This window comes from Pseudoalteromonas luteoviolacea NCIMB 1942, from assembly GCF_001625595.1.
GTDB lineage: Bacteria > Pseudomonadota > Gammaproteobacteria > Enterobacterales > Alteromonadaceae > Pseudoalteromonas > Pseudoalteromonas luteoviolacea_A.
The window spans coordinates 1-25,791 of the sequence record NZ_AUXT01000113.1 but is presented as its reverse complement, the minus strand read 5'-3'; the positions used below and the strand labels follow the sequence as shown (position 1 = coordinate 25,791).

Sequence of the window (25,791 nt, the reverse complement as noted above, 5' to 3'; positions counted from 1 at the left end):
GCCTAAGCCGCTTTTATTATTCTTCTGAGTCTTGTTCAGGTGTATTTTCTGGTGCTTGATCACCAGTAGCCTCATCAGTGACTCCCTCTTCGAGGTCGTCCACTTCGATTTCTTCAATACGCTGAAGTCCAACTACTTGCTCATCTTCAATGGTACGGATCAAGATAACACCTTGTGTGTTTCGACCAACGGTAGACACCTCGTTAACACGAGTTCTAACTAACGTACCTCTGTTTGAAATTAGCATGATTTCGTTGTTGTCTTCTACCTGTACCGCGCCAACCACATTACCGTTACGCTCAGTTACTTTGATAGATACAACACCTTGCGTTGCACGGCTCTTTGAAGGGTATTCCTCAAGTGGTGTACGCTTACCATAACCATTTTCTGTTACAGTTAGGATAGCGCCATCATTCTTAGGTACAATCAAAGAGACCACTTTCACGCCATCCGGCATCTTGATACCACGGACGCCCGTTGCAGTACGACCCATAGGACGAAGCGCTAGCATTTCTTCACCAGTTTCTGGATCTAGTTTCACTTCACCAGTTTCTGAGTCACGTAGCTTCTCGTTAAAGCGGACAACTTTACCATGTTCTGTAAATAGCATGATGTCGTTACTGCCATCGGTGATATCTGCACCAATCAGGTTATCGCCTTCATTTAGATTGATAGCGATAATACCACTGGCGCGCTGACGGCTGTATGCAGTCAATGGTGTTTTCTTCACCGTACCGTTAGCAGTTGCCATTAATACGTACTTATCTTCTTCGTATTCACGAACAGGTAGAATTGTCGTGATACGTTCGTCTGCCTCAAGTGGCAGTAAATTAACGATTGGCTTACCACGTGCTTGACGGGAAGCAAGAGGAAGTTGATATACTTTCAACCAATACAAACGCCCTGCTGTCGAGAAACAAAGAATCGTATCGTGTGTATTCGCTACAAGTAGACGCTCGATGAAATCTTCATCCTTCATCTTAGTGGCTGCTTTACCTTTACCACCACGACGCTGCGCTTCGTAATCTGATAATGGCTGGTACTTAACATAACCTTCGTGAGAAAGCGTTACTACAACATCTTCTTCGTTGATCAAGTCTTCTAAGCTAATATCATGGGCTGCTGCCGTGATTTCTGTACGACGCTCGTCACCATATACTTCTTTAATTTCTACTAGCTCATCACGGATAACTTCCATCAAGCGGTCAGGAGAAGAAAGAATTAGTAGTAGCTCTGTAATTAGCTCTAGAAGTTCTTCGTATTCGCCCAAGATCTTTTCGTGCTCTAAGCCCGTTAGCTTGTGAAGACGAAGGTCTAGGATAGCCTGCGCTTGTTGCTCAGACAGGAAGTATTGACCATCACGAATACCCAGTTCAGCAGCTAGCCAATCAGGTCGTGCAACATTTTGCTCGCCCGCTCGCTCTAACATAGGCTGAACAGAACCCAGCTCCCAAGCGCGAGATGTTAACGCTGCTTTAGCTTCAGATGGAGTTGGAGACTTTCTAATAAGTTCAATGATCGGGTCGATGTTCGCAAGTGCAATTGCTAGACCTTCAAGTGTATGCGCTCTGTCACGCGCTTTACGCAAGTCATACACTGTTCGGCGTGTTACAACTTCACGACGGTGAATAACAAACGCTTCTAGCATTTCTTTTAGGTTGAAACACTTAGGTTGGTTGTTATCCAATGCTACCATGTTCATACCGAACACAGTTTGTAGCTGAGTTTGCGCATATAGGTTGTTGAGGACAACTTCGCCTACTTCGCCACGTTTAATCTCAATAACAATACGCATACCGTCTTTATCAGACTCGTCACGCAGTGCACTGATCCCTTCAACTTTTTTGTCTTTTACTAACTCAGCAATTTTTTCAATCAATCTTGCCTTGTTAACTTGATAAGGGATTTCATTGACGATGATTGTTTCTTTACCGGTCTTCTCGTCAGTTTCGATTTCTGCGCGAGCTCGGATGTAAACTTTACCACGGCCAGTCTTATAGGCTTGCTCAATCCCCTTTTTACCGCTAATAATTGCTGCAGTCGGGAAATCAGGACCTGGAATATATTCAATTAACTCTTCAATGGTGATATCTGGGTTTTGAATAATCGCCAAGCAGCCATTGATAACTTCAGTCAAGTTGTGAGGCGGAATGTTCGTCGCCATACCTACCGCTATACCAGACGAACCATTAACTAGAAGGTTAGGTACTTTGGTCGGTAAAACATCAGGGATTTGCTCTGTACCATCATAGTTAGGTACGTAGTCTACTGTTTCTTTTTCTAGGTCAGCTAAAAGTTCATGAGACATTTTAGCCATACGAACTTCGGTATAACGCATCGCAGCTGCTGAGTCACCATCTACTGAACCGAAGTTACCTTGACCATCAACTAGCATGTAGCGAAGAGAGAAAGGCTGAGCCATACGAACAATTGTATCGTAAACCGCACTATCACCATGAGGGTGGTATTTACCGATAACGTCACCGACTACACGAGCTGATTTTTTATATGGTTTGTTCCAGTCATTGCGTAATTCGTTCATTGCGAAAAGCACGCGGCGGTGAACAGGCTTCAAACCGTCACGTACGTCTGGCAATGCACGCCCTACGATTACACTCATCGCGTAATCTAGGTATGAATTTTTCAATTCATCTTCAATATTGACCGGGAGGATTTCATTGGCGAGATCAGTCATTTGATACCACTTTCCTTCAGAGTCTTGCCCTTTTATGTCACACTACTGGTGCCAAAGGGTTAAGTTATTATTTATTCGGCTGACGATACTAACACAGATAAATCTAATTTGCAGTCGTAAAATGTCTGGTATTTTTATAAATAGCCAATACAATGCGCCCAGATAAACGAGGAAGCTTTTTATGACCGAACATCAAAATGTAGACCACGAAGAAATCGCGAAATTCGAAGAAATTGCCGAAAGATGGTGGGATACAGAGGGTGAATTTAAACCACTACACGACATCAATCCACTGCGATTAGATTTTATAAATGACAAAAGTACTGGGCTTTTCACAAAAAAAGTACTTGATGTTGGCTGTGGAGGCGGCATTTTAACCGAAAGTATGGCCAAGCTTGGAGCAGAAGCTACGGGTATCGACATGGGGCAAGAGCCGCTCAATGTTGCGAAGCTGCACAGTCTGGAAAGCGGCATACCTGTCGAATATAGAAAAATACCAGCCGAGCTGTTTGCGGATGAGAACCCAGAACAGTTTGATGTCGTAACCTGTATGGAAATGTTGGAGCATGTACCGGATCCTTCTGCGATCATTGCAGCAGTAGCCAAAGCAGCAAAGCCAGGTGCAAGTGTATTCTTTTCGACTCTAAATAAAACACATAAAGCGTACTTACTCGCTGTTGTCGCAGCAGAAAAGTTACTAAAAATGGTGCCGGAAGGCACGCACGACCACAACAAGTTTATTCGTCCTTCAACTTTAATCGGCTGGGCAGAACAACATGGACTAAAAGTCCGTCATTCAGCTGGGATTAGCTATAACCCATTCACTAAAACGTTCACACTGAGTGATGACGTCAGTGTTAATTATCTACTCCATTTCGAGAAACTAACATGACCAAAGCCGTTATTTTCGATTTAGATGGAACCTTGTTGAATACAAGTGGTGACCTAGGCGGCGCACTCAACCACGTATTGCGTATTCATAACAAACCAATTGTTTCTAAAAGTGAATACAGTCCAGCTATCTCAAACGGAGTAAAAGCTTTGCTTGAAGTTGGATTCGGGGAGGAGCTTAAAAACTACGATGTCGAAGCCCTGAGACAACAAGTGCTAGATAGCTACGCGCAAAACATTGCAGTTCATTCTCATTGTTTCGACGGTATTACCGAACTATTGCAAAAGCTCGAATCAATGAATGTTGCTGTTGGCATCATGACCAATAAACCAGGCTTTCTAACAATCCCCCTGTTACAACAGATCCCTGATCTGGCCCATATTAAAGTCGTGGTATGTGGGGACACGCTGAAAGTCGCTAAGCCCAACCCAGAACCATTACTCTTAGCCGCAGAGCAACTTGGTGTCGAGCCGGCCAAATGTATCTATGTGGGTGATGCGCAAAGAGACATTGAAGCCGCCCATGCCGCCGAAATGCGCTCCGTCTCCGCTCTATGGGGGTTCATACCTTCACTGGAAGACGCAATTTCATGGGGAGCAGAATTAAACCTGAAACACCCAATAGATATAATTTCGCATATATAGTAAGAAATTATAATTTGAGACACTACATATTGTGTCTTACACTTAGTTGGGAAAGAAATTGAACATAAAAAAATCACTCGGATTTTTTACCAAAAAAAGACAAAAATCCTTGTATTGAAGTTGATTTTTTTAAGGGCTCAGACAACGTGGATAATTGAAGGTTAGTAAATACTAACGTCATGAATTTATCCCAATGTTATCCACAATCTGAGCCAATTTGTTCTATTGCAAAATACAAATAACCACACTATCTTGTGATGCAATTTCAAATAGGCACCATATCTAGTGGTGATTTCCTAACCAATATAAAGAACTTGGGAATACAGGCATAGCTTATGAACCAACAATTATCTGTCAGTAAAAGAAACGGTCGTAAAGAACCGCTTGATTTAGATAAAATTCATCGTGTGATAACTTGGGCCGCAGAAGGTCTAGATAATGTCTCAGTCTCTCAAGTAGAGTTAAAATCTCATATTCAGTTTTATGATGGGATCCGTACTGAAGACATTCATGAAACTATCATCAAAGCAGCTGCTGACTTAATCTCCAAAGATACTCCAGATTACCAATACCTAGCCGCTCGTTTAGCTGTATTCCACCTAAGGAAAAAAGCTTACGGTCAGTTCGAGCCACCACACCTTTACGATCAAATCGTCAAGCTTGTGGAAGAAAAGCGCTACGACGAGCACCTATTGAAAGACTATACACGTGAAGAACTCAATGAACTTAACGAGTACATTGACCATAGCCGTGATATGACTTTTAGCTATGCCGCAGTAAAACAATTGGAAGGAAAGTACCTAGTTCAAAACCGTGTAACAGGCGAAATATACGAGAGCGCTCAGTTCTTGTACCTACTTGTTGCTGCGAGTCTATTCTCAGATTACGACAAAGAAACGCGTCTTGATTACATCAAACGTTTTTATGATGCTGTATCTCAATTTAAAATTTCTCTACCTACGCCTATTATGGCAGGTGTACGTACACCGACACGTCAATTTAGTTCATGTGTACTGATTGAATGTGATGATAGCCTTGATTCTATCAATGCAACTTCTTCTGCTATCGTAAAATATGTCAGCCAACGCGCTGGTATCGGTGTAAACGCAGGTAGGATCCGTGCTCTAGGCAGCCCAATTCGTAACGGCGAAGCTTTCCATACAGGCTGTATTCCATTCTACAAACACTTCCAAACAGCTGTGAAAAGCTGCTCTCAAGGTGGTGTACGTGGTGGTGCTGCTACCCTATTCTACCCGCTTTGGCATCTAGAAGTTGAGAACTTACTTGTTCTTAAGAACAACCGTGGTGTTGAAGAAAACCGAGTTCGTCATTTGGACTATGGTGTTCAGTTCAACAAAACAATGTACACGCGCCTTCTAAAAGACGAATATATTACGCTATTTAGCCCATCAGATACACCGGGGCTTTATGACGCATTCTTTGAAGATCAAGAGCTTTTCGAGGAACTTTACACTAAGTACGAGAAAGACGAATCAATTCGTAAGAAGCGCATTAAAGCGATTGAACTCTTCTCAATGTTTGCTCAAGAGCGTGCAAGTACAGGTCGTATTTACCTGCAAAACGTGGATCACTGTAATACACACAGCCCGTTTGATTCAAAGGTCGCGCCAATTAGGCAGTCAAACCTTTGTCTAGAAATCGCTTTGCCAACTAAGCCTCTAAACAATGTAAATGATGCAGAAGGCGAAATCGCACTTTGTACTCTTTCAGCATTCAACTTAGGCGCAATCAAAGATTTATCTGAACTAGAAGAGCTTGCTGAGCTTGCCGTACGTGCACTAGATAACCTGTTAGATTTCCAAGACTACCCGGTTCCAGCTGCACACACAGCTACAATGGGTCGCCGTACTCTGGGCATTGGTGTCATTAACTTTGCTTACTACCTTGCTAAAAATGGTAAGAAGTATTCCGATGGCAGTGCAAACGCATTGACGCATAAAACGTTCGAAGCGATTCAATACTACCTAATGAAAGCTTCTAACGAGCTTGCGAAAGAGCGTGGCGCATGTCCTAAATTTAATGAAACGACCTACTCAAAAGGTATCATGCCTATCGATACATATAAAAAAGATATCGATAGCATTTGCGATGAGCCTTTACACCTTGACTGGGACGCACTAAGAGAGAGCGTCAAAGAGTTTGGTATGAGAAACTCTACTGTGTCTGCATTGATGCCTTCAGAGACGTCTTCTCAAATTTCTAATGCAACCAATGGTATCGAACCACCTCGTGGCCATATCAGTGTTAAAGCCAGTAAAGATGGTATCTTGAAGCAAGTAGTACCAGAGTATGAAAAACTAAAAGATCAGTATGAATTACTATGGGATATTCCATCAAATGATGGTTACCTAGGCCTTGTTGGTATCATGCAGAAGTTTATTGACCAAACAATTTCAGCTAACACAAACTACGACCCTACAAAATTCGAGGGCGGTAAGGTACCAATGAAGTTGTTGTTGAAAGATTTACTTACAGCATACAAACTTGGTGTTAAGACGCTTTACTACCATAACACACGTGATGGTGCAGCTGATGCGCAAGACGAATTGAAACCAGAAGCAGAAGATGATGGCTGTGAAGGCGGCGCTTGTAAAATTTAACAAGCTATAAAATAGTAAAAAGCCCGATCATAACCTCAATGCTGATCTATTAAGAAAATGATCAGTTGATCGATCCAAAAGGTCATGGAAAATCCGTAATTAGTTTTCTGATTACGGATTTTTTTATGCCAAACACGTATTTGTTCAACGATGTTATCGATGATTCATCACTAGAGTTGGCTCAACTGTCTACATTTTGTGAACACATTCCTGTTGAGTGGATTGCACAGGTAGCAGAACTATCAACTAAAGCGACAATCAGAAGACGCAGACTTCCCAGCGATACGGTGCTTTGGTTAGTGGTTGGTATGGTATTCTTTCGCAATGAACCTATTGCTGAAGTGGCAAGTTAGAGCGGTTACGTATCAAATTGACGGAAAAGATAAAACCGTCTTTACCTCACTGCCTAGAGATAAATTTAGCGCGAACGACATAGCCAACTTATATCATGAACGCTGGGAAATAGAGCCGGGTTACCGCGATATAAAATCATCCATGCAACATAATGCGATTACGCTAAGGAGTAAGACAGCTGAGCTTGTGTATCAAGAATTGTGGGGATTGATATTGGGGTACAACTTAGTCAAGCTTAGCAGAAGTATCAAACCGATTTACCACAGCAGAGATGACACTTGATTGACAACGCTTGATACATCTAGTCCTAAATCAGCTAGTTGTTCGTGCTTAAACTCAATGTGTGCAAGCACCCTATTTACTTTTAAATCAGTGTCGACAAAAAGAAACATGTTTGTTTCATAAGCGGCTCCGACCAATTGATAAGCATAGTTCAGCATCTCTTCGTAACTATCTTGAGACTGAACCACCAGCTCCACATCAAACTGCCTGGCAGTTGGCAATGGCATAGGTAAACCGGAAACACTTTAATACCTGAGATCTGAGATAACTGTCCATATAAAGTAGGTAACATGTATTGAACAGACTCATCTCTTTGCTCAAAATCGACAAAGTTAATACCACTAAATGCATTTTTAGGTCGTATGATTTGCCAAGGTAGAAGCAGGAGACGCATCTGAAACAATGTACACTGAGCTTTGATCTCCTCCCGGCGCCAGCTCTTTCGCCGAGTACATGTAGAACGGCACCATCAGACTACTCAGAACAATTGATGCAAAAATAATTTGGCCCTTATACCCAAAACTCGCTTGCAATACCTTTCCATAAAGCAGCTCAAACCTGTCGAAATATAAATTCACCCTTTTAGTGAACTCGCTTTCTTTACCACCTTCATCTAACACAAATGTACTCATCATTAGAGATAAGCTTACCGCAACGATACAAAATTGTGGGCTAACAGGGGGTTCGCACATTTGCCCGAACACATACCTGATCGTTGTTCCGGGAAATTTGATAAAAAGCGCCTGAAGATGACAATTGGTAACAGTTGAAAACCTGATTGGTAGGTAGCTGCCAAAATGCTGCCAATAGTGGCGCCACAGATCCTGTTGCAGGGTCTTCTTTGACTCCATACTGCGGAGCAAAGTATCTAAAATACAAGGTGTTAGATTGGTCAACATCTTGAGCAGTTACAAGTAGCGCTCTGCGCGTAAGTTGACAGTATTTATCAACAGCAAAGTCAAACGTCACTAGATTATCTCTATTTAGCAACTGAGCTACAAAATAGCCATCGCCGGGCTCTGTGTGTTCTAATTTACATACATTATCACTAAATATCTTGAAAACGTCGCTCAATGGCGTGCTTGATTTAAGTCTGGATTGAGGAAGCAACATTTTGTAACTGCTCGAAGCCTCCTTTTCCACACAAATTAAGTGACTGACAGACTGGAAGCATAGCGTATCTTGAGGTGTATTTAGGGCTGTGAACAAGACATCAGCAGCTGCTAAAGTCCCATGACCACAGAATTGAATTTCACCATAAGGTGAGTACCAACGAATTAAATGGGGGCCACTTACCTTCGGTAATACAAACGCGGTAGCAGCTGTTGCATTACTAGCGGCCACTGATTGAAGATTTTCACCGTTGGTAAACTCAGAGAACCGCGTGCACAGCCTAACATGCGCAAAGCTACCTAGATAGTGCTGAAAACAAAACACTTGACGAACAAAAGTCTCATTCATTTGGATTTCTGTCGCCATGTGAACCAATCTCAATGCTCGCTTCTCTCGCCTGCTTTACAGACCATCTTTGACAACTTGCCACAGAGAGTCGACAAAATGATGCTGGTCATCTGTAAAGTGTTTAATGACTTTAAAGCCGGTTTGTTGGCACAAACACTCAATATCATTTGGTGTAAACTTAAACGAATATTCTAAGTGAATAGCTTCATATGCATCAAATTGAAACGCTCGTTGCAAGGCCGAAATATATACTTCCTGCTTTTCGGTTGAAAGCACATAGCTTTCCATTGCGCCTAATATGGGATTATAAACGCCAAAATGTTGAAACTTTTCTAGCTTAAAGTTGCCACCCAATTCGGTGTTTATACGGTGCAGTAAGTTGAGGTTAAATTGCGCTGTCAGTCCAGCCCTATCATTGTAAGCCGCAGTGAGTTTATTCACATCCTTTTTCAAATCATAGCCAGTTAATATGAAGTCTGATGCATTCAAGCTCATCCATAGTTTTCTCAGAAAACCTTGGCTCTGCTCTCGATTAAAGTTGCCAATATTTGAGCCTAAAAAGAGCACCAATTGTTTGTTACTCGATTGACTTCTAACTAGCTTCAACCCTTCAAAATACTCTGCAACGACACCATGAATTGTCAACTTATCATCCGGTACAATGTTCTCTTGTAACATCACCATGGCTTTTTCTGATATATCGATAGGGTAGAAGTTTACTTTACAACCACTTTGTAAAAAGCCATCTATAATCAATTTGCTTTTGTGGCCGTCCCCTACACCAAGCTCAATAATATCAATTTCTTGTTCGTCAATTAACTGCGCTAACTGCCCGCTAATTCGGGTCAAAATTTCAACTTCTTTGGCTGTAAGATAATAATCTTCATGCCGAGTAATTTTCTGAAAAATTTCACTTCCAGTATCGTCATAAAAATACTTTGCTGACAGGTGTTTGGGTGTAGCGCTCAGCCCCGTCAGGACTTCTATTGCCAGCTGGTCATCTTGGGTATTTTCACCATGTGCGTCTTGCGTGAGTAATCTGAAGTGTGTCATTAAATATCCTTTGCTAATCTGATGCCTGAAAACATCCAACGTTGATTTGGTGCATAAAAATTGCGATAGCTATGACGGTAATGACCGTAAGGTGTGGCTATACATCCTCCTCTCAGAACAAATTGATTGCACATAAACTTGCCATTGTACTCAGTAAGCATCCCCTGATATGGTTTGTAACCGGGGTAGCCTGAGTACTGGCTTTTGCTCCAACACCAAACTTGACCAAACGGTGCGTCACTTTGAGTTGGGTGATAAATGTCAGGTTTATCACGCGCTCGTTTTTCGCACTCAGATATCCCAAAGAATTCGCCATCGTATGAGGCCAGATACACTTCCATCTCTTGCTCACTAGGCAACCTTACACCTTTCCATTTTGCATATGCATCAGCTTCAAAATAACTAACGTGTGTGACAGGCGCATTGAGATCCAATAAATTTAGACCATGTAACGAAAACTCATACCACTCGTTGTCTATTTTTCGCCAATATAATGGATGCGTGATTTCCTCATTACTTACCCAATCCCACCCTAGGCTCAACCAAAACTCTGCTTGGTCATATCCTCCGCTGTCAATAAACTCAAGATAGTCACCATTTGTTACTGTGCTTTCGCTAATAGCAAATGAATAGATATAAGTTTTATGTTTAGGTTTTTCATTGTCATACGCAAAAGAGCCCTCAAAAGCACCAATCTGGGATATCCCTTCGTTAAATGAACGCCATGTCTGGTTGATGAGAGAGGCAGTACTAAGGCGAGCCTCACTAAATACCGGTGAGATGGGGTTGCACCCAAAAATATATTTAATATCCATCAACAGCAGCTCTTGATGTTGCTGCTCATGATGAAGTCCAATCTCGAGCAAGGATAAATCACTATCATCAACTTCAGCGCTGGATAAATAATTCACGATAAGGTTATCTACATAACTCCTATAGCGTATTACCTCCTCGACGGTTGGTCTTGAAAGGTCACCGCGCTGGTTCTGCTGCCAATGCTTACCTGCTGACTTATAATAGGAATTAAACAACAACCGATACTGCTGATTAAACCGCGTATATCCGCTCAAACATTTTTCCAATATAACTTCTTCAAAAAACCATGTAGTGTGGCCTAAATGCCATTTCGGTGGACTCACATATGCAACCGGTTGAACAGCGTGATCTTCAGCTGCTAGACATGAACAAAGCGAAGTTGAACGCTCCCTTACCCTAAGATATTCACCAACAAAGTACTTAGATTTTTCGTTACTGCTTAATTGCTGCCATTTCATAAGCTACCTAACTAAGAAGCCTTCCTAATTCAGCTTGCCATTTTCTTGCTAAACACCACAAACCAATGTCTATTGAAACCACGATCTAAATGCCATTATTTAGGCGTTTCCGTCTATTTATCGGAACACAAATTAAATACATTCCAATCATTGAAGATTGTATAGCGATTTAAATGTGTCAAGTTTGGTTAACAATGCGCAGTGGCATAGTTATCAAATCATAGCTGGCCACACGCTACCTGTAATAGAATGCCTCTGTATTTTTTTGCACACCATTTGTTTGAGAAAGCACACAGGGTTAACGTCTAAACCCGCGTAATACCTAAACCTCGGCTATAAATGAGGTTTCAACTTAAAATTTTTGACCACCATTCGAGCAAGGTGTTTCAAAAATAGTAGAAACACCAAAGCTTAGATAAAGCGTATAAGTTGCACTATTTTACTGGTACTACGTAAGGAAATTTATTGGGGTGTCGGTTAAATGTATTAGCATGATCAGTTACTTTACGCCCCATAAAAAGACTTAACACCGCATCCATCGCATCATCACTTGGCTTGCGTCCGTTTATGTTTCCATAACGATACTCTGCTCGACTACCCACTTTATAAGCAATCATGTCTGGTAACAATTGCTCAGCTACATAGTCTGAATACTCTACTAAGTTTGCTTTCTTACCATCAAGCGCCACTGCCCTTAATACCATACCGGATATCGCATATCTGCGAGATAAATCGCTATCCGGACGATGATGAACATGCTCACTGACCTCCGTTTTGTTATTTGCTAAAAATAGATGCGTTACCAGCGGATTTGCCACCCTATTAACCTGTACCCACTGGTCAATATTGTATATTGCGCTAGTCGCATACACTTGGATACTCTCGGGTAGCATCTTGTTTGGCACTTCAATTAGAATAATGCTGCTTTTAAAATCTTTAAACAAATCGACTCCGTTGTTGAACTTTGTCAACTCAAGTTTGCCTTTTCCAATCAGAGTCGTTAAAAACCCTATAATCCCCTCTGAGTTTCCAACAAACGGGTCGTGTGCAGCGCCGCTCCAAACTTTAATGCCATTTTTGAACTTAGCGGGCTTACCAACAGTCGCTTTTCCAAAGACTTTGCCTTTGGTACCAATAGCCTGATTTGCGCCATCTATTATACCAAAAACCAATTGTTCACCTTTTAAGTGCGCCGTTATCGTCAAGCCTCCTCCACTCAATGATGTGTCTCGCGCAATATGAAAGCTATAAACGCCATTTGTGCCGAACTCCGCTTTGTGTTTAGTGGTAGGATTTACATCCATCATAAATGATGTGTAACCACGCTGGTCCGAGTTAAAAACAAACATGTCAGTTAAATCAAACTTTGGATGCTGTTGTGCCAATTTGCTTTCAAAATGGTGGCTTGCATGCACGATTGGTGGACTAAAGTTAAACCCAATAGTCACTAGTATTGTCCCAAGCACAGCCTTTTTGATTGAATTTTCTCGTGTTTTACTCATGATGTTCTCCTGTAATACTGTCGTGCAATTCAATAAAGTTTTCTTATTATTCGTTATACCCACCCCTCCATATTTTAAGGTCAAGGTATTTGCTAGTAGCCTTGTATTGCAACACGCTCTGCAATTTATTGACTTAACGTACAAATACGCGGTACCTCTAAATGCTATGCACCATCAGGCGCATTATCCATGACCAATGGGATTGATGTTTTGTCCGATCGTATAATTGTCGAAAGAGTTTTTACGCCAAGTTCGTAGAGTCTGAAAAACTTGAGGTTTCGATGAGAAAATAGCGGGCAAAGTCTTATAAAACTGATTTTTATAAGCGCTGTCGCCATTTGCTTATAAAGCTGATAGCCGATTCAATCACATACTTTTTTACGCACTATAATCAATAAGGCAATGTATGTTAGCTCCATTGACTTTTGCTTTGTGAACCAACTGGAGTAGTTAAATGTCACAGCCCGTTAAATTTAGCTTAGAAGAAGAGTTGCCTAGAGCTAATAACTGTCTCGCTGGCTCTGATGCTTTATCTGATATTCTCAATGCCATTAGGCTCCAAGCCAGTAGTTATTTTTGTACTGACTTTGCAGCCCCTTGGGGTATCGAAGAGAGAAATACTGACTACGGTACTTTTCACTTTGTGGTCAGTGGCAAGGCTTGGCTAAGTATAACGGATAAACAACAAACCTATTTATCTACCGGGGACATCGTCGCGTTCCCGACCGGATCCGCTCACCATATCAGTGACAAACCAAGTAGTGATGTTTTCCCCGGCGATAAGTTATTAAGAAAAATCCATAACAATGAAAACCCTTTTGCTGGTGAAAAAAATATCACTACCCTTTTATGTGGATACTTTAAATATCAACAGCACTCCAATTTGCCTTTATTAAGGGATATGCCGGAGTTTTTGCATATAAAAAGCGACGAGGAAGGGTCTTTGTCACGGCTAAGTAATCTTGCCAATCTGTTAGCCCATGAATCTCGTTCCACTCTACCAGGTGGCACAGTCGTAGTGGATAGGCTCACAGAAGCATTTGTAATTCAAGTTTTACGGTGGCATATCAATAGCAATCAGCCCAACAAAGGCTACTTTGAAGCATTAGCGGATACACGGTTAAGTTGTGCATTAAGTTTGATCCATAAAAGGCCCGCTGAGTCATGGACAGTACAAAGTATGGCAAAGGCGGTTGGTATGTCTCGATCAGCATTTTCGAATTTATTTCATGAAATCATTGGAATGACACCGATGTCCTATCTCAGTCAATGGCGTATGCATCTCGCTCAAGACCTACTCAAGGCAGGTAAAGAGTCAATGGTAAGTATTGCTGAGCAGGTGGGTTATCGTTCTGAAGCGTCATTTAGTAAGGCTTTTAAGAAAGTTGTCGGCGTCAGCCCTGGGTACCTGCGTCGACACAAGGTTAAAACCCATAACGACACTTCCAAGCCTTCGTGACTTACTATCTGCTCTAAAGATTGAACGCTCGAAAATAACGTAATTACAATGAGGCATTAAATGATTACAGACTACATGAAAATGGTAAGTGCAAATAACTGTTCGCTATCTAACGCCTTCACCATATCTATCTAATTTTTTGACAGCGGGGCTTTGCTCTGGCATTACGCCGTTACAAAGCACCCACGGATGATTTCAGATGACAGTGTCTAGATAAACTTTTTGATAATGAAATCTACTTTCACCCGCTTTGCTTGCCCCAGTATTTTTTGTACTGGCGTTGGGTAATCTTGTAGCGTCTCAATGTCATCAGGCCCAGAGAGCTTTCGACAATGGGCTAAAATAGCCTCTTTTTCTGTATCGATATAAGGCTTTAATTCTTGTGCTTTATCCTCGATCAAAATGCCGTTTTCTATATCTAGTCCCCAAGCCCTTGGGTTTAAGTTATGACCCGTCATTAAGTGAACTTGATTATCTTTATTTATGCCTTTTAAGTGGAATGAGTTAGCTCCATCTTTCCACAAGTACACATTTAAGATCCCCTGCTCTATATACTTTCTTTGCGATTTTAAGAATTTGTGTAGAATTCGCTCATACAAATAAGGAAGTGCACCTATCCGACTAAATGGCTTGTCTGGTGATATATAAAAATCATTGGCTGTTTTATCACCTACCACTATGGTAATTGACTTGCCTTGTTTCAACAACCTCCTCAATGACCTCAGCAAAGGCGCAGGAAAGTTGAAGTAAGGTGTATATAAAATCAACTCTTGTTCTGTCGTGTCGAACAGCGCTTTAATCAATCGGTTCAACTTATTTGTTCTGCGGCCAAAGCCTAAAAATGCTCTTACATTTAACCCAGACGTTTCATCGCCCGCAGACATATCATAATTTGCCCTTTTCAAAGAACGCATCAGCTTTTTTTGCGCAAGCTTGATATCTGCAAAAGAAGGTAAAGGTCTTGAGTCTAACCTAGGAACAGCTTCAGAGCTGACTAAGTGCTTTTCAATAAAGCCAATAAAGCTTTCAGCAAGTTTTGTATTTTCAATCAAAAAGTATCTATCAAGTCTATATTTGTCTTGTTGATGTAAATACACATCATTGATACTCGCGCCGCTATACAGCACTGTATCGTCAATTACAAATCCCTTTAAGTGAAGTACACCAAACAATTCTTTGGCTTTTACTGGCACACCAAAAACTTGCACATTTGAGCCAAATTTCTCTAAAAAGTCACAATACAGGCGTGCATTACCTTCGGACTTTGCCTCTCCAATAAGGCCGCGTTGCGCTCTATGAAAGTCAACAAGCACTTTGATCTCTAAATCGGGGTTTTGTAACGAGGCATTATGTAGCGCAGTCAATACACCTTGACCAGCGCTATCATCTTGCAAATACAAAGCCGCAATATAAATTCGCTTTTTAGCTTTACCGATCAGCGATAATAATTCACTGTGATAATACTTAGCATCTGTTAAAACCGTGCACTTATTTGCCTCTAAAGAAAAGCCAGCGTTGTCCTGCCAAAATGCCATATATACCTTTTATTCTGGGCGACCGTTACTACGGCAGCAAAAAAATTGTTTAAAACATATCAAAAAAAAATAGAAAGGTCATGGAGATCCGACAATTTAAGCTTCGTTGGCCTACTTTTCCATCAAGTACAGTATTTTTGACAAGATTCTAATTTCTCAATTTGCTTTATTTGATTTTTATTTTACTTCTGGGTTGATTTACTTAGAATCGGCATCATTGTAATGCTAATACTAAATTTTAGGACAGAAATTAATGAGTGATAAGCACTGTAAACTATTGATTTTAGGCTCAGGCCCTGCTGGCTACACTGCTGCTGTATATGCTGCACGTGCAAACTTAAACCCAGTTTTAATTACTGGTATGCAACAAGGCGGTCAGCTGACAACAACAACTGAAGTAGAAAACTGGCCTGGCGATGCACACGGCTTAACTGGTCCTGCATTAATGGAGCGTATGAAAGAACACGCGGAGCGCTTTGAAACTGAAATTATTTTTGATCACATCAACAAAGTAGATGTAACTAAAAGACCTTTCACCTTGACTGGTGATCAGGGTACATATACTTGTGATGCACTTATCATTGCAACAGGCGCATCTGCTAAGTATCTAGGTCTAGAATCAGAGACTAACTTCCAAGGTCGTGGTGTATCGGCATGTGCTACTTGCGACGGTTTTTTCTACCGTGGCCAAAAGGTTGCTGTTGTTGGCGGCGGTAATACTGCTGTTGAAGAAGCTCTATACCTTTCAAACATCGCTGAAGAAGTTCACGTTGTTCACCGTAGAGATAGTTTCCGCAGTGAAAAAATACTTTCTGATCGCCTTTTAGAAAAAGCGAAAAACGGCAACGTAGTGCTACATTTTGACCGCACTCTAGACGAAGTTTTAGGCGACGATATGGGTGTAACAGGTATTAGAATTAAAGACACTAAATCTGATGCGACTGAAGACTTGGATTTAGCGGGCGTTTTCATTGCGATTGGTCACAAGCCAAACACAGACATGTTTGAAGGCCAGCTTGAAATGAAAGATGGCTACCTAGTAGTAGAGTCAGGCCTTAATGGTAACGCAACACAAACAAGCGTTGAAGGTGTATTCGCGGCTGGTGACGTTTCAGATCACATCTATCGTCAAGCTATTACGTCAGCGGGCACAGGCTGTATGGCGGCTCTTGACGCAGAGCGTTATTTAGACAATCTAAAATAATACGCTAAGCACGTCATTTTTTGGCGTGCTTCCATTCTTATTTTGCTAAACTTACTGTATGTTTAGCGCTTAACTGCCTTACTCTTTAATTCAGATATGACGCAACAGCTGTTTCACTTATCACCATCTGATTTTCTTTTTCCACCTTGCCACTTTGCATTGACAGACCCTGATGGACTTTTAGCAATTGGTGGTTGTCTTAGCACTCAAAGACTGCGCAAAGCATACCAACTTGGAATATTTCCTTGGTTCAATGAACGCGAACCCATAATGTGGTGGGCACCGAGTGACCGAGGTATTCTTGAATTAGCAGATTTTCACATCGGACGTACACTCAGAAAAGCTAAGAACAAGCTCAACCCTACGGTAACTACAAATACAGCTTTCGAACAGGTTATCAACAGATGCCGTGAACAAAGGTTGCATAACGAAGGCACCTGGATAAACAAAAATATGGTTCAAGCATACTGCCAAGGGCACCAGGAGGGTTTTGCACACAGCGTCGAAGTGTGGGTAGAAGGCAAGTTGGTGGGTGGCCTATATGGGATTATGGTATCCGGTGTGTTTTGCGGTGAGTCCATGTTTCATATAGTTCCCAATGCATCTAAATTGGCAATGTGGGCCCTTGTAAATTGGTTAAAAAGGCATAATGCCCACTTTATTGACTGTCAGCTGGATAACCCCTACTTAAGCTCTATGGGCGCAAAAGTCATTCCTAGAGCTGAATTTTTGACTAGACTTAAAGTAGCAAGCGACTACATTCCAGAAAATGATATGTGGCAGCCACAAGAACTGAGGGCGATATATGACTGAACACTTCCCATCAAAAATTGGACTCAGTCAACAGTTTGATTGCAGTTACTTACCAAATAGAAAAGAACAACTGCTCGTAATTCTTGACCACGAATGCTATTCACCAGAACGTTTTGAAGCGCTCTTGTCCCTTGGGTTTAGACGCAGTGGAGATCAAATTTATCGACCCCACTGCCCAATGTGTAATGCTTGCCAATCAGTAAGGGTGCTAGCACAACAATACGTTGCTTCCAAATCCCAAAAACGGAAGTTCAAAAGAATCAAAAACGAATTTTCAATACAAGTTAGTTTCAATGAAAAGCCAAACTATTATCCATTGTATGAAAAGTACATTTCAGAACGTCATCAAGACGGCACTATGTACCCACCTAACCGGTTGCAATATGAAAGTTTTTTATTTTGTAGATGGATGCCTATTTCCTTTATTGAGCTATGGCATGAAGAGAAACTGATCGCGATTGCGGTTACTGACACGATGCCAAATGCCCTTTCAGCTATCTATACCTTTTTTGACCCTGATTATGAGCATATGAGCCTTGGCACAATTATGATTATGGCACAAATTGATCTCGCAAAATCCGAGAATAAACAATACGTTTACCTTGGTTACCAAATAGACGAATGCAAAAAAATGCGCTACAAAAAGCAGTTTTTACCCGCTCAACAGTTTAAAGAAGACGTTTGGAAAAATATTTAAGTCACTAATTTAGGCTCCCTCCTTTACTTATTGCGTGCTTTTGGGCAAAATCTCCAACGATTAACTTATACAGAGGTGATACGCTCCAAATGGCGAAAGAAGACGTAATTGAAATGCAAGGCACGGTCCTTGATACTTTACCAAATACTATGTTCCGTGTTGAATTAGAAAATGGTCACGTTGTTGTGGCTCATATTTCTGGCAAAATGCGTAAAAACTACATCCGTATTTTAACAGGTGACAAGGTCACAGTAGAGTTAACACCTTACGACTTAAGCAAGGGACGCATTGTTTTCCGCGCGCGTTAATTCTATTCGTCTCGCCAGCATCAACTGAGATGCTATAAGACGTATGTAGCAAAAAACCTAGCTTCATGGCTAGGTTTTTTGCATTCAGAGCATTCCTAATAATCATCTTTAACAAAAAGCTTGCTCTGTTCTTTTCACCTAATAGTTTATCTCTGAGTTGGGAAAGTGATTGATAAGTGCAATCATAACTCTACGTAAACACTATTCAGCACCTCTATGACCCTTTGCGTTGCTGCGAAATGGACTTAAATGACTCATCAGGCATCTCTCTCGCAATTAGCTCCCCCACTCTTGCAATTCTGTAGCTAACAACAAAAAGCCCGCTGAAACAGCGGGCTTTCTAAATTACGCTAAAATAAAGTATCTTTAAGCGGGTACTAATTCTTGCTCAAAGGTAAATAACAATTCATTGCCTTTGACCGATACTTTAACGCTACCACCATCAGCAAGTTTGCCGAACAGTATTTCATTGGCCAATGGCTTTTTCAGATTATCCTGTATTACACGGGCCATAGGCCTTGCGCCCATTGATTTATCATAACCTGTGTCGGCCAGCCAATCTCTTGCTTCATTAGTTAGCTCTAAGTTTACAGACTTCTTATCAAGCTGAGCTTGCAGCTCAACAATAAATTTGTCCACAACTTGCAAGATAACCTCCTTATCGAGGTGGTTAAACCAAATAATGTTGTCGAGTCTATTTCTAAACTCTGGCGTAAATACCTTGTTGATTTCTAACATAGCATCATGTGAATGATCTTGTTGTTGGAAACCAATCGACTTTCTCACTGTTTCTTGCACACCAGCATTCGTGGTCATGACAAAGATAACATTTCTAAAGTCAGCTTTACGTCCATTATTATCTGTCAGAGTACCGTGGTCCATAACTTGCAGTAATATGTTATAGATATCTGGGTGAGCTTTTTCGATTTCATCTAAAAGCACTACAGCATGAGGATGTTTAATCACAGAATCAGTTAGTAGTCCACCTTGCTCAAACCCAACATAACCAGGAGGCGCACCGATTAAACGACTTACCGCATGTCTTTCTGCATATTCAGACATATCAAATCTGATAAACTCTATGCCCATACACTTGGCCAATTGCTTGGTAACTTCTGTTTTACCTACACCTGTTGGTCCTGCAAACAGAAATGAGCCAATTGGCTTTTCTTCATTGGCTAAACCAGAACGTGACAATCTAATTGCAGATGTTAAGGCATCGATAGATTCATCTTGACCAAATACCAGCATCTTAAGATTACGATCTAGATTTTTGAGGACCTCTTTATCACTAGATGAAACATTTTGCTGGGGAATACGTGCAATTTTCGAAACTATCTGCTCAATATCCGACACCCCGATCGTTTTCTTGCGTCTTGAAACTGGCAATAATCTTTGATTAGCGCCTGCTTCGTCGATCACATCAATCGCTTTATCTGGCAGATGACGTTCATTAATATATTTCGCGCTCAATTCAGCCGCCGCTTTAAGTGCTTTTTGTGTATAGCGAATGCCATGGTGTTCTTCATAGCGCTCCTTTAACCCATACAAAATCTTGGCTGTATCGGCTACACTTGGTTCGACCACATCAATTTTCTGAAAACGTCGAACAAGTGCTCGATCTTTTTCAAAGATGTTTTTAAATTCTGAATATGTTGTTGAACCTAGGCAGCGAAGCTTACCACTTGATAGTAATGGTTTAATTAAGTTTGATGCATCCATAACACCACCAGAGGCTGCACCTGCACCTATGATTGTATGAATTTCATCAATAAACAAAATTGCATTCGGCTTAGCTTGCAACTCTTTTAATAACGCTTTAAATCGCTTTTCAAAATCACCGCGGTATTTTGTACCAGCTAACAAAGCCCCCATATCAAGAGAGTAAACGACAGCATCCTCGATTACCTCCGGCACCTGCTCATTAACAATACGATATGCAAGACCTTCTGCAATTGCTGTTTTACCTACACCCGCTTCACCAACCAGCAACGGGTTATTTTTCTTACGGCGGCATAAAACCTGAATAGTACGCTCAACTTCTTGATCGCGTCCAACGAGCGGATCTATTTGTCCGGCTTTTGCCATCACATTAAGGTTTGCCGTAAAGTTCTCAAGCTTAGTTTTTTCTTCGCTTTGAACTTCAGTACCCTCATCATTTAAATCTTCGTGTTCTTCTGGTTCAGGCTCATCGTCTGATTTAGAAATGCCATGGCTGATGAAATTAACAATATCTAGACGACTTACATCAGCTTTTTTAAGTAGATAAACTGCCTGACTTTCTTGCTCTGAGAAAATCGCAACGAGTACATTCACACCAGTAACTTCGTTTCTTCCTGAAGACTGCACATGAAACACTGCACGCTGCAAAACACGTTGGAAACCTAGAGTTGGCTGAGTTTCTCTATCCTCTTCCAGCTCTGGTATGATTGGCGTTGTTTCATCAATGAATTCGGAAAGATCGCGCTTTAACCCTTCTGTGTCCACGCTACATGCATTTAATGCATCACTTGCCGATGGGTTATCGATCAAGGCAAGTAATAAATGCTCTACCGTCATAAACTCGTGACGACGTGTACGAGCTTCGCGAAACGCGGTGTTAAGTGTAATTTCTAAGTCTTTATTTAGCATTGGCAACCCCCAACGAGAATAAATAAGGTCATTCTTGCTCACAGCTACACAAGAGCGGATGCTCATGGTCGCGAGCGTATCTGTTCACCTGCTCAGCCTTTGTATGGGCTATGTCTGCAGGATACATTCCACATACCGCTTTTCCCTCGTGATGTACTTGTAGCATCACTTCAGTTGCTCTTTCGCTATCCATGTTGAAAAATGTCATTAATACCTCAATGACGAAATCCATAGGTGTATAATCATCGTTATTTAAAATAACTTTGTATTTTCTTGGCGGTTGAAGTTTTTGCTTCTCTTGGTCTTTGACCTCTTCCAACACACCTGAATCTTTTATCCCACTCATAATTAAATATAGTCTTGTCTTATATACTCAAGCAAACTTGAATTAAAAAATAAATAAAATGTTAAAAAACTGCACTAAAAAACTTGACTGTATGGTTATTTAAACTACATTCTAGTCCTAGTTGTTCATGTTATGGACAGCTTAGCAAATTTCAAAGGTTAGATTAACTTAATTAGTCAACTTATAGAAGGATGTAGAAGTATGGCTTGCGGAAAAGTCAAATGGTTTAACAATGCCAAAGGGTTTGGTTTCATCGTAGAAGACGGCAGTGACGAAGATATCTTTGCACATTACTCAACGATTGTAATGGATGGATACAAGACGCTTAAAGCTGGTCAAGATGTAACATTCGAGCTACAGGAAGGGCCTAAGGGCTTACATGCTACTAATATTGCACCGAAAATTGGTGAAATGGCGTAGAATATTCTCAAGGCTCTAAAAGCGAGTTACGCAAGTACCTCGCTTCATCTCTTTATTAAATTCCCTCACGAAAGCCTCTATGTAACATATTTATCTATATCTGAAGTAAATTGCATTAGCAGCATTGCATTTAGATTGGTACAATCCCTGCCGATGTCCAGGTCTGTTAGTTATGTTTATTGCTTTAATAAGTAAAAATAACTAACAAACTTGCTAATTACTACGAATTTAGATTTGATCTTACAAGCTAATTTTTTTGGTGCTCACACGTCGATATAACGTTGGGTAACAAAAGTTAGCAAGATTTTGCTTATGTTGAACGGTCTTAGTTGACCCAAAACTATCTAGGAATGATGATGACATCAAAAATTATTTATACAAAAACCGATGAAGCGCCAGCTTTGGCAACCTACTCTTTACTACCAGTAATTCAAGCTTACACAAAAGCAGCTGGTGTTGAAGTTGAGACAAGAGATATTTCTCTAGCTGGTCGTGTGATCGCAAACTTCCCTGAGTTCCTTAAAGAAGAACAAAGAATTGCCGATGCGCTTTCTGAGCTAGGTGAACTAGCAAAAACTCCAGAAGCAAATATCATCAAATTACCTAACATCAGTGCTTCAATCCCTCAGCTAAAAGCAACTATCAAAGAGCTTCAAGAAAAAGGCTACGCACTTCCTGATTACCCTGAAGAGCCTAAAGATGACAAAGAAGCTGCTATCAAAGCAACTTATGACAAAATCAAAGGTAGCGCGGTAAACCCAGTTTTACGTGAAGGTAACTCTGACCGTCGTGCGCCAGGTTCTGTTAAAGCTTATGCTCAGAAAAACCCGCATTCAATGGGTGCGTGGTCTGCTGACTCACAATCTTATGTAGCAAGCATGAGTGAAGGTGACTTCTTTGGTTCTGAGCAATCTACAACTATCGGTGCAGCAACTGACGTACGAATTGAACACGTAGCTGCTGACGGCACGGTAAGTGTATTAAAGCAAAGTACTCCTCTTCTTGCTGGCGAAATCATCGATGCTTCACACATGAACGTAAACGCGCTACGTAGCTTTTTACAAGCAGAAGTTGAAGCGGCAAAAGAGAAAGGTGTTCTTTTCTCACTTCACATGAAAGCGACAATGATGAAGGTTTCAGACCCAATCATTTTTGGTCACGCTGTTAAGGTGTTCTACAAAGAAGTTTTCGACAAACACGGCGAGACTTTTGAAAAGTTAGGTGTAGACGTAAACAATGGTATCGGGGACGTTTATAACAAACTTGCTAATCTAGACGACGCTAAGCGCGCTGAAATCGAAGCGGATTTAGCAGCAATTTATGATGTTCGTCCAAGCATCGCGATGGTTGATTCTGATCGTGGTATCACAAATCTACACGTACCAAGCGACGTAATTATCGATGCATCTATGCCTGCGGCAATTCGTACAAGTGGTCAAATGTGGAATGCAGAAGGTAAACAACAAGATACAAGTTTTGTTATCCCAGATCGTTGTTACTCAGGTGTTTATCAAGCAACTATTGATTTCTGTAAAGAAAATGGTGCTTTTGACCCTCGTACAATGGGTACTATTCCTAACGTTGGTCTAATGGCTCAAAAAGCTGAAGAGTATGGTTCACATGACAAAACGTTTGAAGCGCCTTCAAACGGTGTAATTCGTGTTGTTGACCAAACAGATAACGTACTTCTTCAACATGACGTTGAGCAAGGTGATATCTGGCGTATGTGTCAGGTGAAAGATGCGCCAATTAAAGATTGGGTAAAACTGGCGGTTAACCGTTCACGCGCTTCAAATACGCCTGCAGTATTCTGGTTAAATGAAGAACGTGCACACGACGCAGAGTTAATCAAAAAGGTAAATGCATACCTTCCAGAGCACGATACTGACGGTCTAGATATTCGTATTCTTGCACCTGTTGAAGCGACTAAGTTCTCACTTGCGCGTATGAAAGACAGCCAAGATACAATTTCAGTAACAGGTAACGTACTACGTGACTACTTAACTGACCTATTCCCAATTTTAGAACTTGGAACAAGTGCGAAGATGCTATCTATCGTCCCTCTAATGAATGGTGGTGGTTTATTCGAAACAGGTGCAGGTGGTTCAGCACCTAAGCACGTACAACAGTTCGAAAAAGAAAACCACCTACGTTGGGATTCACTAGGTGAATTCTTAGCACTTGCAGCTTCTCTTGAGCACCTGAGTCAAGTAACTAACAATGCAAAAGCACAGGTGCTTGCAGATACTCTTGATGCAGCAACTGGTAAATTCCTAGATGAGAACAAATCTCCATCTCGTAAAGTGAATGAACTAGATAATCGTGGTAGCCACTTCTACCTATCTCTTTACTGGGCTCAAGAGCTTGCGGCACAAGAGAAAGATGCAGAGCTAAAAGCTAAATTTGAAGATGTTGCAAAGCAACTTACCGAAAATGAAGCTGCCATTGTTGCTGAGCTTAATGAAGTTCAAGGCCAAGCAATGGACGTTGAAGGCTACTTCCAGCCAAATGACGAAAAAGCGTTTGCAGCAATGCGTCCAAGCAAGCTGTTCAATGATGCACTAAATCTAATCGCTTAATTCTCGGCGGTTAACTCAAAAAAGGCAGCAATAAGCTGTAATGCCGTTCACTTAAGGTGAGCGGCATCTCTTTTTGTAGGGTAGCGACGTGGTCGCTTCTTTACCCATCTAGGGAATGTCCTTTGCCGTCTAGGAGCCAGAATCGAGCTTTATGTCATGTCATAAAAGTTTTTGAGCTGCCTTGGTAAAGTACCAGATGAAGAATACGGCAGCCCAATTATTAAGCTCATTATATGGTCAAGCGCACCATTAAAACTAAGCTGATACGGTAAATAATCTCCCTTTAACATCATGCACATTTGTGTCATCTGATATCGAATGAGATTATATGTCAGTAGTATCCCCCAAAGTTCTTGCTTGACCAATTCAGGCAAACGGCTTCTAAATGTAAGGCGGTTACCAAACATATACTGTTTTTGTTCTCGATAACCCAATTCTATTTCCTCAACGGTGACTATATAAATCGGATATTTCTGCTGAAGGGTACTGCATTGGGTCAGGCATTGAGGTAAGAACATCGTACTGCTTGCCTTGTATTTTTCGAGACACTAAGAACAACGAGTTCGTTCGGTAAATCAGGCCATAACTTTCTAGCTCTTGCGTTGCTGCTTAATTTAACTAGTTTATCTTGCTGCCCAAGTTTGCGGACAGCTTCATATTGAACATTCTTTTTCAAGGGGATTAACCAATGTCTTTCCACACCTGTATTTGCCCATTTATGTAATAAACCTAACGAATAAAAGCCTCGGTAAAACATGGTGTTGCTCAGCCAATACCATTTCATTTACAGCATATGAGTCAAACGCACTCCATGTAATGAGATGAGTGCTTAATTCCATTTGGCAAACCATTAAAACTTGGGGGGTACTGAGTTTCTAACCCTTTATTATTCTTTGGCTTCATGAACGATTGATTGTTTTCATCTGTATCTTCTGCTCGCCACACTACGCCATCAACACCAAGCAAGGTTAATCCATTCCAAGCAGGTAATTTGCTTGTGTTGCCTGTGTCTCTGAGTACA

Annotated in this window: 21 protein-coding genes and 2 pseudogenes; 12 read left to right on the top strand and 11 right to left on the bottom strand. The window is 41.2% G+C overall.

Translation table 11 applies throughout. The features are described from left to right. Positions 1-16: 16 nt before the first annotated feature. Positions 17-2,695, bottom strand: a complete 2,679-nt coding sequence (gyrA, locus tag N482_RS06480) for a DNA gyrase subunit A (RefSeq protein WP_063376282.1) — start codon at positions 2,693-2,695, stop codon at positions 17-19. A 181-nt stretch (positions 2,696-2,876) separates the two neighbouring features. Between gyrA and ubiG the strand changes: the two genes are divergently transcribed. The 5 genes and pseudogenes from ubiG to N482_RS26065 all read left to right on the top strand — a co-directional run. After that, positions 2,877-3,587: a bifunctional 2-polyprenyl-6-hydroxyphenol methylase/3-demethylubiquinol 3-O-methyltransferase UbiG gene (ubiG, locus tag N482_RS06475; protein ID WP_063376281.1), complete on the top strand. Its 711-nt coding sequence runs from the start codon at positions 2,877-2,879 to the stop codon at positions 3,585-3,587. Next, positions 3,584-4,231 carry an HAD family hydrolase gene (locus tag N482_RS06470; protein ID WP_063376280.1) on the top strand — a complete coding sequence of 216 codons (648 nt, stop codon included), beginning with the start codon at positions 3,584-3,586 and terminating at the stop codon, positions 4,229-4,231. The genes ubiG and N482_RS06470 overlap by 4 nt, the downstream gene beginning before the upstream one ends. Positions 4,232-4,566: 335 nt before the next feature. Then, positions 4,567-6,852 (top strand): class 1a ribonucleoside-diphosphate reductase subunit alpha, encoded by a 2,286-nt coding sequence (gene nrdA, locus N482_RS06465; protein WP_063376279.1) that lies wholly within the window; start codon positions 4,567-4,569, stop codon positions 6,850-6,852. A gap of 125 nt (positions 6,853-6,977) precedes the next feature. Beyond that, a complete protein-coding gene (locus N482_RS26070) occupies positions 6,978-7,205 on the top strand; it encodes a transposase domain-containing protein (protein ID WP_063376278.1) in 228 nt (75 codons plus the stop codon). Beyond that, positions 7,195-7,476, top strand: a pseudogene (locus N482_RS26065) (transposase); the annotation flags it as partial. The gene N482_RS26070 and the pseudogene N482_RS26065, both read left to right, overlap by 11 nt. On the opposite strand, the gene N482_RS06455 reads toward N482_RS26065, so the two are convergent. From N482_RS06455 to N482_RS06430, 6 genes are all read right to left on the bottom strand, one after another. Beyond that, on the bottom strand, positions 7,464-7,715 hold the full coding sequence (locus N482_RS06455; protein WP_063376277.1) for a hypothetical protein: 252 nt from the start codon (positions 7,713-7,715) through the stop codon (positions 7,464-7,466). The pseudogene N482_RS26065 and the gene N482_RS06455 sit on opposite strands and share 13 nt — an antisense overlap. 126 nt (positions 7,716-7,841) lie before the next feature. Then, positions 7,842-8,123 (bottom strand): hypothetical protein, encoded by a 282-nt coding sequence (locus N482_RS06450; protein ID WP_155730521.1) that lies wholly within the window; start codon positions 8,121-8,123, stop codon positions 7,842-7,844. Between the two features lie 37 nt (positions 8,124-8,160). Next, the gene (locus N482_RS06445) at positions 8,161-8,967 is read right to left on the bottom strand and encodes a PhzF family phenazine biosynthesis protein (protein ID WP_063376275.1); all 807 of its coding nucleotides are present in this window, start codon (positions 8,965-8,967) and stop codon (positions 8,161-8,163) included. A gap of 36 nt (positions 8,968-9,003) precedes the next feature. Then, positions 9,004-10,002, bottom strand: a complete 999-nt coding sequence (locus N482_RS06440) for an L-histidine N(alpha)-methyltransferase (protein ID WP_063376274.1) — start codon at positions 10,000-10,002, stop codon at positions 9,004-9,006. Then, entirely contained in the window at positions 10,002-11,276 is a 1,275-nt protein-coding gene (gene egtB / locus N482_RS06435) for an ergothioneine biosynthesis protein EgtB (RefSeq protein WP_063376273.1), read from the bottom strand. Before egtB ends, N482_RS06440 begins: the two co-directional genes overlap by 1 nt. A gap of 434 nt (positions 11,277-11,710) precedes the next feature. Beyond that, a complete protein-coding gene (locus tag N482_RS06430; protein ID WP_063376272.1) occupies positions 11,711-12,778 on the bottom strand; it encodes a DUF4331 family protein in 1,068 nt (355 codons plus the stop codon). 454 nt (positions 12,779-13,232) lie between these two features. Here N482_RS06430 and N482_RS06425 point away from each other — a divergent pair, with 454 nt between their 5' ends. Next, on the top strand, positions 13,233-14,237 hold the full coding sequence (locus N482_RS06425) for an AraC family transcriptional regulator (RefSeq protein ID WP_063376271.1): 1,005 nt from the start codon (positions 13,233-13,235) through the stop codon (positions 14,235-14,237). 209 nt (positions 14,238-14,446) lie between these two features. Here N482_RS06425 and pssA read toward each other — a convergent pair whose 3' ends face one another. Next, entirely contained in the window at positions 14,447-15,772 is a 1,326-nt protein-coding gene (gene pssA, locus N482_RS06420) for a CDP-diacylglycerol--serine O-phosphatidyltransferase (protein WP_063376270.1), read from the bottom strand. 253 nt (positions 15,773-16,025) lie between these two features. Here pssA and trxB point away from each other — a divergent pair, with 253 nt between their 5' ends. From trxB to infA, 4 genes are all read left to right on the top strand, one after another. Beyond that, on the top strand, positions 16,026-16,976 hold the full coding sequence (gene trxB, locus N482_RS06415; RefSeq protein WP_063376269.1) for a thioredoxin-disulfide reductase: 951 nt from the start codon (positions 16,026-16,028) through the stop codon (positions 16,974-16,976). Between the two features lie 96 nt (positions 16,977-17,072). Further along, entirely contained in the window at positions 17,073-17,789 is a 717-nt protein-coding gene (gene aat, locus N482_RS06410; protein ID WP_063376268.1) for a leucyl/phenylalanyl-tRNA--protein transferase, read from the top strand. Next, positions 17,782-18,486: an arginyltransferase gene (locus N482_RS06405; protein ID WP_063376267.1), complete on the top strand. Its 705-nt coding sequence runs from the start codon at positions 17,782-17,784 to the stop codon at positions 18,484-18,486. The genes aat and N482_RS06405 overlap by 8 nt, the downstream gene beginning before the upstream one ends. Positions 18,487-18,575: 89 nt before the next feature. Beyond that, positions 18,576-18,794, top strand: coding sequence for a translation initiation factor IF-1 (gene infA / locus N482_RS06400; RefSeq protein WP_010560183.1), 219 nt, complete (start codon positions 18,576-18,578; stop codon positions 18,792-18,794). Between the two features lie 366 nt (positions 18,795-19,160). Here infA and clpA read toward each other — a convergent pair whose 3' ends face one another. Beyond that, positions 19,161-21,425 (bottom strand): ATP-dependent Clp protease ATP-binding subunit ClpA, encoded by a 2,265-nt coding sequence (gene clpA, locus N482_RS06395; RefSeq protein ID WP_063376266.1) that lies wholly within the window; start codon positions 21,423-21,425, stop codon positions 19,161-19,163. Positions 21,426-21,453: 28 nt separating this feature from the next. After that, complete coding sequence (gene clpS / locus N482_RS06390; RefSeq protein ID WP_063376265.1) at positions 21,454-21,771, bottom strand: ATP-dependent Clp protease adapter ClpS; 318 nt, start codon at positions 21,769-21,771, stop codon at positions 21,454-21,456. Positions 21,772-21,972: 201 nt separating this feature from the next. Here clpS and cspD point away from each other — a divergent pair, with 201 nt between their 5' ends. Next, on the top strand, positions 21,973-22,191 hold the full coding sequence (gene cspD, locus N482_RS06385; protein ID WP_063373876.1) for a cold shock domain-containing protein CspD: 219 nt from the start codon (positions 21,973-21,975) through the stop codon (positions 22,189-22,191). Positions 22,192-22,547: 356 nt separating this feature from the next. Continuing rightward, a complete protein-coding gene (locus tag N482_RS06380) occupies positions 22,548-24,770 on the top strand; it encodes an NADP-dependent isocitrate dehydrogenase (RefSeq protein WP_063376264.1) in 2,223 nt (740 codons plus the stop codon). Positions 24,771-24,817: 47 nt separating this feature from the next. Here the strand turns inward: N482_RS06380 and N482_RS24150 are convergent. Further along, a pseudogene (locus N482_RS24150) lies at positions 24,818-25,791 on the bottom strand (IS4 family transposase); the annotation flags it as partial.